Annotated in this window: 23 protein-coding genes; 3 read left to right on the top strand and 20 right to left on the bottom strand. The window is 55.2% G+C overall.

From position 1 onward, the window contains the following. Positions 1-217: 217 nt before the first annotated feature. The 20 genes from B9K09_RS03390 to B9K09_RS03480 all read right to left on the bottom strand — a co-directional run bounded on the left by B9K09_RS03390 (position 218) and on the right by B9K09_RS03480 (position 11,022). Positions 218-580 carry a Mor transcription activator family protein gene (locus B9K09_RS03390; RefSeq protein WP_256574216.1) on the bottom strand — a complete coding sequence of 121 codons (363 nt, stop codon included), beginning with the start codon at positions 578-580 and terminating at the stop codon, positions 218-220. After that, complete coding sequence (locus B9K09_RS03395; protein ID WP_087515502.1) at positions 580-1,125, bottom strand: hypothetical protein; 546 nt, start codon at positions 1,123-1,125, stop codon at positions 580-582. The genes B9K09_RS03390 and B9K09_RS03395 overlap by 1 nt, the downstream gene beginning before the upstream one ends. After that, on the bottom strand, positions 1,125-1,691 hold the full coding sequence (locus B9K09_RS03400) for a gp16 family protein (RefSeq protein ID WP_087515503.1): 567 nt from the start codon (positions 1,689-1,691) through the stop codon (positions 1,125-1,127). The genes B9K09_RS03395 and B9K09_RS03400 overlap by 1 nt, the downstream gene beginning before the upstream one ends. Position 1,692: 1 nt before the next feature. Next, positions 1,693-1,905 carry a hypothetical protein gene (locus B9K09_RS03405; protein ID WP_087515504.1) on the bottom strand — a complete coding sequence of 71 codons (213 nt, stop codon included), beginning with the start codon at positions 1,903-1,905 and terminating at the stop codon, positions 1,693-1,695. Next, positions 1,889-2,614, bottom strand: a complete 726-nt coding sequence (locus tag B9K09_RS03410; protein ID WP_087515505.1) for an HNH endonuclease signature motif containing protein — start codon at positions 2,612-2,614, stop codon at positions 1,889-1,891. Before B9K09_RS03410 ends, B9K09_RS03405 begins: the two co-directional genes overlap by 17 nt. A 1-nt stretch (position 2,615) precedes the next feature. After that, positions 2,616-2,825 (bottom strand): hypothetical protein, encoded by a 210-nt coding sequence (locus tag B9K09_RS03415; RefSeq protein ID WP_087515506.1) that lies wholly within the window; start codon positions 2,823-2,825, stop codon positions 2,616-2,618. Next, complete coding sequence (locus tag B9K09_RS03420) at positions 2,822-3,067, bottom strand: hypothetical protein (protein WP_087515507.1); 246 nt, start codon at positions 3,065-3,067, stop codon at positions 2,822-2,824. Before B9K09_RS03420 ends, B9K09_RS03415 begins: the two co-directional genes overlap by 4 nt. A gap of 1 nt (position 3,068) precedes the next feature. Then, the gene (locus B9K09_RS03425) at positions 3,069-3,764 is read right to left on the bottom strand and encodes a DUF2786 domain-containing protein (RefSeq protein ID WP_087515508.1); all 696 of its coding nucleotides are present in this window, start codon (positions 3,762-3,764) and stop codon (positions 3,069-3,071) included. Positions 3,765-3,766: 2 nt separating this feature from the next. Then, positions 3,767-4,393: a DUF3164 family protein gene (locus B9K09_RS03430; protein ID WP_087515509.1), complete on the bottom strand. Its 627-nt coding sequence runs from the start codon at positions 4,391-4,393 to the stop codon at positions 3,767-3,769. Further along, entirely contained in the window at positions 4,386-4,544 is a 159-nt protein-coding gene (locus B9K09_RS22645; RefSeq protein ID WP_177408629.1) for a hypothetical protein, read from the bottom strand. The genes B9K09_RS03430 and B9K09_RS22645 overlap by 8 nt, the downstream gene beginning before the upstream one ends. A gap of 14 nt (positions 4,545-4,558) precedes the next feature. After that, a complete protein-coding gene (locus B9K09_RS03435; RefSeq protein WP_087515510.1) occupies positions 4,559-4,816 on the bottom strand; it encodes a hypothetical protein in 258 nt (85 codons plus the stop codon). Further along, complete coding sequence (locus B9K09_RS03440) at positions 4,813-5,154, bottom strand: hypothetical protein (protein WP_087515511.1); 342 nt, start codon at positions 5,152-5,154, stop codon at positions 4,813-4,815. Before B9K09_RS03440 ends, B9K09_RS03435 begins: the two co-directional genes overlap by 4 nt. A 2-nt stretch (positions 5,155-5,156) precedes the next feature. Next, entirely contained in the window at positions 5,157-6,335 is a 1,179-nt protein-coding gene (locus tag B9K09_RS03445) for an ExeA family protein (RefSeq protein WP_087515512.1), read from the bottom strand. After that, positions 6,329-8,107 (bottom strand): DDE-type integrase/transposase/recombinase, encoded by a 1,779-nt coding sequence (locus tag B9K09_RS03450; protein ID WP_087515513.1) that lies wholly within the window; start codon positions 8,105-8,107, stop codon positions 6,329-6,331. The genes B9K09_RS03445 and B9K09_RS03450 overlap by 7 nt, the downstream gene beginning before the upstream one ends. Before the next feature lie 2 nt (positions 8,108-8,109). Beyond that, positions 8,110-9,039, bottom strand: coding sequence for a hypothetical protein (locus B9K09_RS03455; protein WP_157699319.1), 930 nt, complete (start codon positions 9,037-9,039; stop codon positions 8,110-8,112). After that, positions 9,039-9,314: a hypothetical protein gene (locus B9K09_RS03460; protein ID WP_087515514.1), complete on the bottom strand. Its 276-nt coding sequence runs from the start codon at positions 9,312-9,314 to the stop codon at positions 9,039-9,041. The genes B9K09_RS03455 and B9K09_RS03460 overlap by 1 nt, the downstream gene beginning before the upstream one ends. A 16-nt stretch (positions 9,315-9,330) precedes the next feature. Then, positions 9,331-9,642, bottom strand: coding sequence for a helix-turn-helix domain-containing protein (locus tag B9K09_RS03465; protein ID WP_087515515.1), 312 nt, complete (start codon positions 9,640-9,642; stop codon positions 9,331-9,333). Then, positions 9,635-10,120 carry a hypothetical protein gene (locus B9K09_RS03470; RefSeq protein WP_087515516.1) on the bottom strand — a complete coding sequence of 162 codons (486 nt, stop codon included), beginning with the start codon at positions 10,118-10,120 and terminating at the stop codon, positions 9,635-9,637. Before B9K09_RS03470 ends, B9K09_RS03465 begins: the two co-directional genes overlap by 8 nt. A 100-nt stretch (positions 10,121-10,220) precedes the next feature. Continuing rightward, a complete protein-coding gene (locus B9K09_RS03475; protein ID WP_157699320.1) occupies positions 10,221-10,781 on the bottom strand; it encodes a hypothetical protein in 561 nt (186 codons plus the stop codon). A gap of 28 nt (positions 10,782-10,809) precedes the next feature. After that, positions 10,810-11,022 (bottom strand): DNA-binding protein, encoded by a 213-nt coding sequence (locus tag B9K09_RS03480; RefSeq protein WP_087515518.1) that lies wholly within the window; start codon positions 11,020-11,022, stop codon positions 10,810-10,812. A gap of 146 nt (positions 11,023-11,168) precedes the next feature. Between B9K09_RS03480 and B9K09_RS22915 the strand changes: the two genes are divergently transcribed. From B9K09_RS22915 to B9K09_RS03495, 3 genes are read left to right on the top strand one after another with little or no spacing between them, the layout of a single operon-like run. After that, positions 11,169-11,567 carry a hypothetical protein gene (locus tag B9K09_RS22915; protein WP_087515519.1) on the top strand — a complete coding sequence of 133 codons (399 nt, stop codon included), beginning with the start codon at positions 11,169-11,171 and terminating at the stop codon, positions 11,565-11,567. 23 nt (positions 11,568-11,590) lie between these two features. Further along, entirely contained in the window at positions 11,591-12,088 is a 498-nt protein-coding gene (locus B9K09_RS03490; RefSeq protein WP_087515520.1) for a hypothetical protein, read from the top strand. A gap of 44 nt (positions 12,089-12,132) precedes the next feature. Next, complete coding sequence (locus B9K09_RS03495) at positions 12,133-12,654, top strand: hypothetical protein (RefSeq protein WP_087515521.1); 522 nt, start codon at positions 12,133-12,135, stop codon at positions 12,652-12,654. Positions 12,655-12,856 lie beyond the last annotated feature (202 nt).

Consider the following 12,856-nt stretch of genomic DNA (forward strand, 5'->3'; position numbering starts at 1 on the left):
TTCCACCGGAAGGCGGTCGATGCTGCTGGATATATAGCGGTGAATACTCGATCGAGCAACGATGTATCCATGCTCTGCAAACCAATCTACGTGTGAGTCTAATGTCCAGCCAGGATTCAGTTGTACATGCTTGATGAACTGATTCCGAATTTCGGCTGGTAGCTTCTCGATAACTGATCTTCTCCCCATTGACCTATCCCCAATTAAAGGTAGCAGCCTAGAGCAGGCTGTCACCGAGGTCGAGTTTTTGCTGGTCGCGGTCGAACTTCCTGTCCTGGACCCGCTTCAGCAACTTATAGATGGCGTTCTCGGTGAGGTTGTATTCCACTGAAAGCGCATGATGGTTGTTGCCCTTAAACTTCGAGAGAATCACTAGGTCCCGCTTACTCAGCTTGAAGCGATGATCCTTCGGAATGCAGATAGTCGACCCTGCCCAGGTCTGGGATAGGTGATCGGCCACGGCGTTTCCAGCCTGCTCGGTGATATCAGACTCAATGCCGTGCTCCTTGAGCACTTCCGCAACATGATCAGCTATATCGCTGAGCAGTTCGTGCCTTTTATCTGCCATTGCCGATGACATTAGTTCCCCCTCAGCGCCGCTACGCGACGCATGCCTTCTTCTTTATCAATAATGCCCAAGCGCACATCAGCATCAATGCGACCGATTTCTTCCTGAACTGCCTGCTGTGGTGTGCTTGCCGAGCGAGGCGGCTTAACTGGAGCGATGGCTTTCACTTGTACAGGGTCGGAGGCGATACCAAACACAACCGCGCGTAGATAGTTATGGCTTTCCAAAGGCAGCGATAGACGATCGCGTTGCGCGATCATCTGCTCGATGCCCGCAGCCCAAAGACGCGGTGGTGCAGGCTTGCTCTCTGTGGTTCGTGCATCACGTTGCACCTGGCTGGATTCAACCAAAGCGAGCAACTCCTCAACAATGCGGATCGCCTTAGTCATACGCAACCCGCGTTTGGCTGGGCTGAACAACCGTAAGTAGTTGAGCACCGCACGTCCTAACTTAGGCTCTAGCTTTGCGAACAATGCTGCCAACTGTTTACCGTCTGCATCAGCAAACCCAGCTTCAAACGGAAATTGCTCGCCACAGCATGGGCACTGCATCTGCATCACAAAAGCCCTCGTGACGAGGCTGCCGCTGTAAGTGTATCTACCAGGGATTTAAGGATTGGACGTCGCCGCTCCCAGCCCTCGGGCAAGGCTTCTAAATCGACCTGCCAATTTGGATCACTCTCACCCAGCAGTTCCAAGAGCTGTTCCACCTGGGCAAACAGACCGCGTTTTTCCTGCTCAACGTGAAGCGCAGCGATCAGCGCATCAAGCTGCGCGGCTTTTTTAAGCCACGCCACTCGCTCGACCTTATACATCTGCCTGGCCAGTGCATCTGCGTAGGCCCAGGGCAGTCGCATATCCGTGAGCTGCGCCTCGATCTTGTCGATACGCGGACCTAGTTGGCTGACGTTTTTGGGTTTTCCCTTTGACTTAGTGCTGGGCTTCGGCTTGAAGCCCAGGCGCTCAAGCTCACGGAGTACTGCACCGGCCTGCCGGTCATTCAGCTCTTTGGATGATCTAACGCCAGCTATGCGGGCCAACATCCCTCTATATATGTCGTCTTCCATGCCGAGCTGGCTTTTGGCGATGTGGATCTTGCCGATAATGGCCTTAGTGATTGCCATATCAGTTCTGCTCCATGCCAATCTGCAGAAACTTGCTGCCGTTGCCGTTGAGTAATTCGATGGCTTTTACCTCGACCTTCGCCATTTCAACCATCACGCTGCCTACCTGGGCAACGGCCTTGGCACGCTCAATGTCCAGCGGTTCGTCTTTGTCCAGCAGGCCCTCAATCGTGGCAAACAGGTGGTTACGCAGATCCTCAACCTTGTTTTTCATGGCGCTCGACCTCTTTGATAGTGCGTTTAAGCTTGGCTACCGTGCGAATGGCATCCTTCAGCTCCGGTGGGTATCGATGGATGGAGTTGCGCCGCATGCGCTCGGCACGGGTAATCAGTTCCAGGTTCTCGATAACAATGTTTTGCTTATTGCCGTCCTTAAAACACAAGCAATGGCCGGTTGGTACGCAGCCGTTGTGTTCTTCCCACAGAAGTGTGTGCACCGCAATCCAGTCTCTCGGTGGATAGCCCGTATCGGTTACCTTGCGCTGCAGATAGCCATCCTTGCTGAACCTATAGCTCCCTATGGGTAGCCAGTTACCTGGCTTGCTGCCTTTCTTGAACTGGGTTTGCTCCATGCGCCCAATCGACGGCATCCCTTTCCGGCCTTTGTTCCAAGGCACCAGCCCCTTCTGAAACCGAGTTGCACGTCCTGATTCGGCTCGCTGCTGACCACATAGGGTCAAGCACTCAGCCAGGTATGCTTCGGACTTGTGCAGCCCAAGCTGGGATGCTTTGGAGTAGACCTTCTCCACCGAGCAGTTGAGATCCAGGGCAATGCTGGCTGTATCCTCATCTGCATAACGATCGCGCAGCAGTTGAATTTCCTCGGCGGTCCAATGCCGGCGGTTTCGACAGGCTTCGCTTCGGCGCTGGAACTGCTTAACTTGGTCAAGAGCCGATTGGGCGATTTCGCTGAGGGCTCCCATTTCAGCCTTCCTCCCGCATTTCTTGCAGGCCTTCCAGCACCATGCCGAGGCCGTCGAGACTCTCGGCTGTAACGGCGAGAAGGATCAGTTCGCGACCTGAATCGAGCGATAGCCGCACAAGATCGAAGGTGTCTTCGTGGTTCTGCTCGGCTTGCTGGATTAGCTGCAGGAGCGTGGTTTGCTCGTAATCGATGTCATGTAGAAGGGTCATTGCAGCATCTCCGGTACCAGGTCGTCGTTGTCCTCGAAGTCTTCTTTCAGAATCAGCAGTGTCTCGTCGGCCGCTGCCTCGATGACTTCTCGAAAGCTCTCGAACTTCTTACCTGTCCCTGGGTGATGCGTTGGTGCGCCCATCGCATGCTTGGTGGCAGCCTTAACCCAGCCCGGCATGGCCTGGAAGCTGCGATCCAGGCGGTCGATCAGCTTGGTGCGCTCATCAGATGAAAGCGACATATCAAACCCCCTGCGCCAGTCGGGCGACCGGCTTGTGGCTGATGGCTTGGTGCAGCTGGGCAGCTGTTCCTGCCTGGTAACCAGCGTTTACGGCCGATTCATCGCGGGCCTTGAGTTTGCGGCGCTTCATCTCAGTTTTTTCAAGGTCCGGGTGATGCTTGGCCATATAGGCCTCGATCGCCTCGGCGATGTTGTCCTCGACGCCCGCAAAAGCGTCGACCTTGTGATACACCGCATCGATCCATGCATTGGCGAAGTGGTCGCCGCGCGCCACCTTTGTTGAGCGCTTGCAGCGTTTCTGCTTGGGCTCTGCCAAGAACGCTCGGCGCGCCTTCTGTAGCTGGCGTTCAAGCACCTGGTAGGCGTACCCGGTCAATTCTGGAGCCGCGCCGCAGCCAACGAAAATGAACCCTGCCACACTGAATATGCCCGTGGTGATGATCAGCTTGGTGCCAAATGCATGGCCGCAAACCTGAGCCAAGCGGACCCGCCAAGCAGGTGGCGAACCGTCCGAGCCAGCTGCGATCTTTGCCTCGCAGGCCATGCTCGCCAGTACGTCACCCAGCTCAAGGTTGTAAGCCTCCATCAGCTTGTGCGCCTGACGCAGGGCGATCTCGGCCTCATTGGGGTTGGCAGTTTTCGACTTCGCCATCTCCATGCATTTCTTGATACGTTCGAGAATACGGTCCTGGTCCATAGTCACACCGCCGCCAGGTCGAGAGGGATGGCTTGGTACTGGTCGGTGCTGGCAATGCGTTTGTAGATACGCACGTAGACCGCCGTGCCACTGATCAGGATCGAGTCTTTCACGGCCTGCATGGCTCGCTTCCAGTCTTCGTCATCGATTTCCCAGCGCAGCATTTCTAGTACGTCAGCAGTGCGGATTTGGCCGTTGCGGCCTGGGCTGAGCATGCGATGTACGACTTCCACTAGATGGGCATTGGCACCGGACGTCCAAGACTTCACGCATTCGAGCACCTGGGCCTTCGCCGCCAACATTTCCTCGGTAAAGCTAATGCGGTTGGCATAGGAACGGATCACTTTGTATTCACCGTCGAACGAGACGACTGAGACGTTGCCTTTTTCACCACCCAGCGTGACGCCATAACGATCGGCTGCGATGCTGACCAGGTCGGCGATATCGCCCAAGGCCTTCTTTTTGAACTCCGCCAGTTGCTCATTCAAAGCGATAGCTAATTTGGCTAGGTCGGTGGCGACCTGATCGCGAAGTTTGTCCTGCTCGCGCACGCTTGATTCGGGCACCAGATGGCCTACAGCGTTGCGCAAATAACCGGCTGGTACCGGAGTTTGGTTGGTATTAGTCATGTTTCTGCTCCTCGACTGGAGTGAAGGTTTTGCAGGCGCAGCGCGGGCAGACGTTGTCTGAGACCCCGCGCTCTTTCGGGTCGGGCCGTTGGCGCAGTTCCTCATGGCTACCTATCCAGCGGCAGCGACGGCACTTAAGTTGATCAGCCATTGCTTTAGCCCTCATCAAATCCAGCCTTCGAAACGTTGAAGCCGCGACAGCTGAAGCGCGTGGCTGGCTTTAGCCTGGATGGTCCTAACCTCGTAATCCTCATAAACGCCATCGGCAAGGTCTTTAACGAACTCTTCAAGCGGGCCGTGCTGGGCCAGCATGTGACCTTGTGCCCAACTAACAACCTCGCCATCTGCAGTTGTGCGAGGCACTTCGGTGCCGGTTGCCCCACGGATCACCAGCGTGTCGTAACGTACGGATGGACCGATCATTGATCCTGCTCCTTCACCGGTGTCATCCAAGCGACGGTCACCCCACCAAGGCGCACCATGTTCTTGGTGTGCTTGCCGCAGGTCGTCCAAGACACGCCGCGCCATTCGCTGCGGAAGTAGTCGGCCAGTTGCTGCGCGTTGTCGGCAGCGATGAAAATAGTGAGGTCGAGTGGTGATGCCGTTTCGACGCGTATGCCCGCAGTGCGCAGGCGGCGAGTCATGCTGTTCACCTTGCCCAGCGAGTCGGCCAACTGGGCTGTCAGCACCGTGCAGACAGGCATAAAGTGCTGATTGGCCTCAGTCGATCGGTCGGAATGAATACGGTGGATTGTCGACATGGCTACACCTCCTTGATCACATCAGCTGTGACTAGAGGCTCACCAATGCGGGTGGCCAAGTTCATCGCGGCAACCATCATGTTGCCGATGGCCAACGGATACAGCAGGCTCTGCTGACGGTCTCGACCACTCATAGTCAGACGCTCTGCCAAAGCTGCGACTGCATCAGAATCAATCACGTCAGCCAGCTTTTTGTTGGCCCGCCCGAGACGGAATGCCAAGAACTCGTCGAGCCTTGAGGCATTTACTGGCTGCAACTCGGCCAGCTCGATGCGTTGGACAACTTCACGCACCTCGGCATTACGCTCACTCAGTTTTACTTCCAGCTCAGTTTGACCAATTAGGATGATGCTGAGCAGCTTGGTAAAACCTGACTCAAGTTCACGCAGACGCTTGAGATGCTTAAGTGTTGCAAGAGGCAGGCTGTGTGCTTCCTCAATGATCAGAACATGCCGATAACCGCTTTCATGGCTGTTTTTCAACGCTTGGTGCATCTGCCGAAAGCGAGCCTCAGGGTTGGACTTAGGACGTTGCAGCGGTGCAACCGTGTCCAGTATCGCCTCAGCAATGTGTGGCACTTTTAGGGCTTTGCCCTTATCGCCACGGTCTTCCATAGCCAACACGTAGGGTTCAATCACAGCTACCGGCGCGCCCTCAGCCTGCAGACGGTTGATAAGGTCGCGACGCAGCGTGCTCTTTCCTGCACCGGACTCGCCAACGATAGCCAGGAAGCCGTCGTGTCTTGCCGCCTGGTACATGGACTCACGGATGTAGCGAATATCTGGGCTGACATACATATCTTCAGCGCACTGCAGATCCTCGAATGGATCGCGGAATATGCCAAAAGCACGTTTAGTCTCTGGCAATAACACCTGCTTCCGTAGCAACATGGTTTCGCACTCCTGGTCGTCTTTAGGTTTTTTGGTTGGGACTGCAGGAGTCTGGGCGTTGGCGCGCCCAGGCTCCGCTTCTTCAAATGCGGTATTCACCGCGAAATCATTTGCACCGTTCTCCTTCAAGAACCCTTCAATGCGCATGCGCAAGTCAGCTGCATCGAGCGTGCGAGGCCACTGCTTGTGGTTGATCAGCAGGGAAACAGCCGCAGAACTTACTGATAGATGCTGAGCCAGGGCGATTTGCCGCTGGCCGAGATCCGCCAAGGTGTGTTTCAGATTCAACATGGTTCACCTCCCACCACACGCAGCCCTGGGCGTGCTGGTTTGTTAAGTGCTGCGGTAACTTCATCCAGTTGGGCCTCTGGCACACCGTCCGGGTATTGCTGTTTAAGCCATGCCATAGATTCGCCAGACCAGTTGTTGACCTTGCTACGCAGTAACTTGGCCGCAGCCACATGGGATAACGGCTTGAGTTCAACTGTTGGGATAATTAGGTCGTGCTGGGTGCCACGACGTGGCATGAAGGCTGGCAGATCGGCTTCGTCCATTTGCTTGTACGGCTGGAGCTGGCCACCGAATGGAATGGACTTAGCTTTGCGTGCCGCGTCCACTTCGTCTTGAGTGTCCGCCCCCATAGCGAGCTTGGCAGCTTCCTTGCGGGCCTCTTGGGCCGGGGTATCCGCACGGCGAGTAAACTTCTCGCCGATGACAGTAGCGGCCACATCGAAACCTAGCTCGTTCGTCACGATGGCTGGAATTACATAGAAAACCTCATGGCCGTTGGTATCGGTGGCCACTACCTGCGCCGCGTCGTCGCGCCAAGGGTTGCGGGTGACCAGTACGAGGTCATGCACCATCACGCCCGGCACACCCGATACGTCGTACTCACGGCCTTGGAAACTAACGCGCAACTTGGTGTTGACCTTGCGGCTTTCCGGTTCTGCTACCGCCAGGCGGCGGCATTCTTCAACGTTTGGCACCTTGATTAACTGGTGCTCGCGAATAGTCATCCATACCGCAGAGCGGTTCTTCTTGTGGCGTGAATGAACTGACGTGGCATTGAAGTAACCGCGCCACCGAGCGGCCAGCGCGTTGAGTTCGTCCAGATCTGCAACCGGTTGGAAGCGCAGGCCAGCCTCAAACTTTCGTTCGATGATGTTTCGCGCGTTCTCGACTTGACCGGTCACTCGTGCCGCACCTGGTGCGTGGACGATCATCTGTATGCCCAAGCTGCGACACAGGTTCTTGGCCATGGCAGACGTGTTCGCAGAGCCGGGGTCCATCATCAGAATTTCAGGACGACCGTGCAGAATGTCGGCATCGCCGCGCTCTTGCATAGCGTTGATCAATACACTGCAAAGGTTTTCGCCGCTCTCAGCACCCATCACGTATTCGAGGTAAATCCAGCCGCTGGCATGGTCAGTGATCTCGTATGACCAAACCCGGTTGGCAGCAATGCGTGCAAGGTTCTTCGGCTTGTTTTTATAGAACTCCTCCGCATCCATTACCCGCAAGCCGTTAGCCTTTGGATCTGCGCCAGGCTTGAGGTAATAGAGAACACATATCGAGGCATCTATCTCCCAAACATGGTTCGGGTGTGTGCTGGCCAGCTCGGTAACCGGCGCAGGCGCGAGTAGTTGATCCGGGTGCAGCCTGTAGCTATGCAACGCCCGGCCTATGGCACTTAACGACATTGGGCGCAGCTCACCGGTGGCTTTATCCACCGATTCGGCGCGGATCATGCCGCTGATGCGCAAGGCATCCACGGCATCACCCAATGAGAACAAGCGCTTTTCATTACGCCGAGCGGACTCAATCAGCGCGGCGCTGATGGTCAGCGCTTCGTGCCGGGTTAATCCACTCTGGCCAGCATCGGCACGGCGTTTTCGGGGTGCTGTGGCGGACACGTTGACCTCCTCCAGTTTGCGGTAGATGGTCGCCAGCGATAACCCGAGTTCGTGCGCCGCTGCTTTGCACAGCGCCGTGCGCTGACCTTTGCCTGCCCCGTCTAGGGCACGGCTCAGGTCAACTAGGCGTTGGGTAATAACGGCGCTCATGCTCAGGCTTCCGGCTGCGTAAAGAAGTCGAGGTCATTGCCGCCAGTGTTTTCAGGCAGATGAAACTCGGTGCGGATATCCGCCAGCAGGCGTTCAAGCTGATGTACTAAGCCGGATTTGAAGTTGCGATGATCGGTGCCAGTTTCCTCAGCATGTACAGCCAAGGTGGCAAAGGCCTCCCGCAGCTTGCCGCTGATGTCCGCCTCAGCTTCAAACGCAATGCCGATAACCTCTTGGCGCAACTCCTTGGCGGCTTCGTCAGCGCTGAGGGTTTGGATACGGCGCTTGGCCTTCTCTAACTCCAGCTTGGTTTTGTCCAGTTCGGCCGACTTATTGGCCAGCACATCGCCCTGGGCTTCGTAGTCAGCCTTGGTTTCGGTCAGCGCCTTGCTGAGGTTTTCCTTTTCCTGCGTATGTGTAGCGATCAGCTCTTCAGCCAGGAAGATCACAGCTTCCTTGTTATCGGTTTTGGCAGCTTCGATTAACGCGGATCGAGCATCGTCAGGTAGTCGGCGCCATTGGCGCAGATCACGGTATCCGATGCCCATATTCGACATGGATTCAAGGGCTTCCTCGCCGAAGGCACGGAGGTTGGCTATGTCCATATCTGCCTTGTCAGCAGACATGCCAAGCGTTTGGCAGAACTCGTCCCAGGTACCTGAAAACACCGAACCGTTCGGACTTTTACGTCCAGCTAGCGCCCTGTAGAGCTTATGTTCTTTGACATAAGCGATTTTAGAAGTCCGAACGGTTCGGGAAAATTCTTCAAATGCTCCTGCCATCTGCGCTTGGCCCAGCAGTTGGTTAACCAGATCGCGTTCGTCCTGCATTCCTTGCGCAATTGCTCCCAAGTTTTGCGAGGTGTTTAGTGCATCAATATCCAGCGGTGCGTCAGGCACCAGGGCCACGCCTGCTTCTGCTTTACGAGCCATTAAGCAGCCCTCCGTACTTCGGCGAGCGTACGCATGCGTGCAATAGCCACTGCACGATCGCCATTAGCTTCCACCAGCAAGTTACGAAACTCGTTACTGGCACGCGTGCGCCCAGCAAAGAATGCATCTTCTTCAACGCTACCCGCCGCATAAGGGCTGGCTACGGGGGTTTCATCTACGCGGTTTTGCAGCACAGCAGCCATGCCTTGCTTGAAGGGCTCGCTGCGCTTGGGGTCGTGCTCCAGAAGCTTGTCAGTCAGTTTGCTGTAGTCCATGTATTGCTCCTTGTGATTAACGGCTGGCGCCGGCCAGTACACGTTGGTTGATTTCGTTAATGCGCCCCTGGGCCATGGCCATTTCATTGGCATGTGCCTGGGCGATCTGCAGCACAGCAATGCTCAGCGCAAAGCGCCCGGTATCGAGCTTGGTGGCCATGCCTTCGGCAATCAGGGTGTTAATGCAGCGGTTAATGGTGGCCGGGCTCTCGCCAAGGGCCTTGGCCAAGTCACCGTTGCTCAAACCTGTGAGGCTGTGGCCACGCAGCGCTTTGAACACGCGCAGCACACGGCCACCGCTGTCACTGGTGCGGGTCTTGTCATTCATGGGGTTCACCCAGTTCAAGTTGTGGATGGCCGTGCTGCTGCACATTGCCTCGATGCCAGACCAGGCTTTCCAGACCCGCACGGAGAGCGTCTTGGGTCGATTCGGCGTCAGCTGTGCCGTTATAAAAGGCAAGTAGTGCCCCAACAGCGGTGTGCAAAACGGCCTGCAGTTGCTGAAGGTCTTCTGTGCTGGAGTTGCGGCCTGTAGGCATGTCCACCAGCAACTTGCCATGGGCAGCGGCCAGGTAACGGGTGATCAGCGGTGTGCCGCAGGCATGCTCGAACGGCAGCACCAGGGTTAATGGCAAGCGACCATTGCTCATCCACTTATAAAGCGTGGCGGCGCTATGCTGCCCAAGGTGCTCGGTAGCCAACCGTTCAAGTCCACGGTTGTGGCGCTCTAGGGCGCGCTCAGCGCAGCCGCTCATGGCTTCCGCAGGGCTACGTGGCACCCAGCTCTTCCAGTTGCGGCGCTTCATTAGAAGGCCCTCCCGGCAGTCGCTTTGGCGGCATCCAAACAAAAAGCCTTTTTCACCCTTGGCAACAGTGTTACCAATAAGCCAGCCTGTTGAGGTACATTCACTGGCATGGGGATTCATCCGATGGGCGATCAAGAGATTCGTTTGTTGCAGATTGAGGGGCAGATCCATGCTCTGAGTCGGGCGTGGCTTTATTTGGCTGCGCAGGTTGAGATTCAGGAAGTGGCTGACCCGGAAGTACTTGAGCGCTCGATGCTGAGCACGAACTGGCAAGGTGCTCCGTTCGAGCAGCATGCTCATGGGATGATGCAGAGCCTGATTGCAGATCTGTCTGACGCTCGCGAACGGCGGCTGCAGATAGATCAATACCAATCAACGAGGCGAGATGAGTAAAACCAAGTTCATTGCGGGGCGTCTTTTGTGTATCGAGTTGCCCTCCGAAAGTCTTGGCGGCACTTAATAGCATCAGCCGGTCGATCAGCTTCGCCTCGCCTTGACTGGCAGCGGTGAAGTCACGACAGATCATGATTTTTTCACTGGCGTCTTTGAGGTGCCAGGCAACATCAGCAGTAACGCCAGGAGCAACGGCGATCAGCGCATTGAGCGCTGCTCGCCAAGCATCCAGGGGGTGTGGGAGGAGTTCGATTTCTTCGATCGGCATTTGTGGTTGGTTAGGCATGGTGTGGGCCTCAGGCAACGGCAAGTTCGGAGTGCTTCATGCCCAGTGCGACAGCAATGTCATGGGCTTGGCCGTAACGGCCTTTAGAGAAGCCGTTGAGCACTTGGTAAACCGCGTTTGGCGGGAAACCATGCTGATCGGCCCACTGAATGACGGTGGTACCAGAGCGCAAAAAGCTCTCTTTCACCTGCTCTGCGGTTTTGGGTTTTTGCTGGGCGGCCATGGCGGTGGCTCCTCGGCTAATGTTTGAAGGGTTTTAATAATGTTTGGTGTTTGTAGAGCTGATAATGGTAGAGAAATATCTACCAGTCAAGCAATTGGTAGATATTTATGAACCTTGGCGCGCGACTTAAGGCTGAGAGAGAGCGCATGGGTTTCAGTCAGACCGACTTTGCTGCACTGGCTGGGGCGTCCAAGCATGCGCAGATCAACTGGGAGAAAGGGGCAGCCGCGCCGAATGCGATTGCTCTGGCTGCTTGGGCTGCTTATGGGCTGGATGTGCTTTATGTGGTAACAGGTCAGCGCTCACAAAACATGACCGGCGCTACCAGTTCGGGTACGGATGAACTTGGGCTGACTGAAATTGATGAAGTAATGATGCGCCGCATCGTGACTATGCTAGCGAAAACTGCCAAGGCTGCTGGCAAGCGTTGGCAGAGCGAGCAACTGATGCTAGCTGCGGTTGACGTTTACAAGTTTCTAGCTAAAGAAGACAGCGTTGACGACGACAAACTAGAACGAACTTTGAAGTTGGTAGTGAACAGGTAGCGCTCTGCGCATAAGGATTGGGAATGAAGGACGATGATCTGATGACGTTCGCCGGACAGTTGGCTAAGGAAATTGAAGCCTTACCCAAAGACGGAAAAGAGCATTCGCTCTCAATTACGGTTGGTGGCAACAACTCTGGCAACATCTCGCTAGGCGGCACGCAAATTGTGTTTAGCCCCCAAGAAAAGCAGCGTTCTTGGGCAGATTTGAGTGCTTCTGAATTGCGTTCTGAACTAGTGCACTGGAAAGCTCAGTGGTGGAGCGGATGGCGGGGGTACTGGTTGAACGCGCCCTGTATTCTTCTAATTGTTGGACTTGTATTTATGGCGATTGGTTTACTGAGCGGTTGGTTGTTCACCCTCTCTCAGACTAAGTTGCCATACGTGATGGCGCCCTTAATTATCCTGATGGCCATACTGACGACTTGGATGATGCGGGTCCGTCGGATTGAAGGGAGATTGATGCAGGATAGCCAGACCTACATCGACGCTATTGAAGCTGAGTTACGGCGTCGACGTTAAGGCTGTAGCAGCAGTCATGTCAGCACAAGCGAAAGGATGGGAACATGAACAAGTCGATTTTTAGAGGCTGTGTATTACTTGGCTTGGCTGGTGTTGTACTTGTTGGATGTGCAACCACCAAGCCGGTACAGCTAACAACAAGTTTTAACGCGGACGAAGCACGCAGGCTTACTCAGCCTGGCGTTAACATCATTTCTGGTAGTGCGCTAATTCGTCAAAACGGCGGCGGAGTCGTTACCTGTGCAGGCTTACCAATTCTGTTAATCCCTCACACAAGTTATGCGGTTGAACGTATTCGTGCGATTTATGGCAACACAGAGCGTGGCTACAACAACGTTTACCGGCAAGTAAAGTTCACACCTGACGAACCAGGGTATCTCCAGCACACACGACAAACTGTTTGTGACGCACAAGGTAAGTTCGTTTTCCCCAACGCGGCTGACGGGCGTTTTTACTTGATAGGAAACATCACCTGGCAGGTTGGAAACACAGCTCAGGGCGGCTCATTGATGCATGCTGTGACCGTTAATGGAGGAGAGAGTCGCGACGTTGTCTTAAGCCCATAAAACAGATTCATTAAAAAGGCACCTAACTCAGGTGCCTTTTTTCATTTTGGGAATGAGTCTTTCGATAACGGTTACATAGCCATGCTCCTGGTGTGTTTGTGATGATCTCGTCGGATTGATGACCAGCGAGATCAATCCTGCCACCTGATCTCTGATTCGTATTTTTGCCCCGTCAAAATTACTCCGCGTGCGCGTGAGGCGA

Source organism: Pseudomonas sp. M30-35, from assembly GCF_002163625.1.
Classification (GTDB): Bacteria; Pseudomonadota; Gammaproteobacteria; order Pseudomonadales; family Pseudomonadaceae; genus Aquipseudomonas.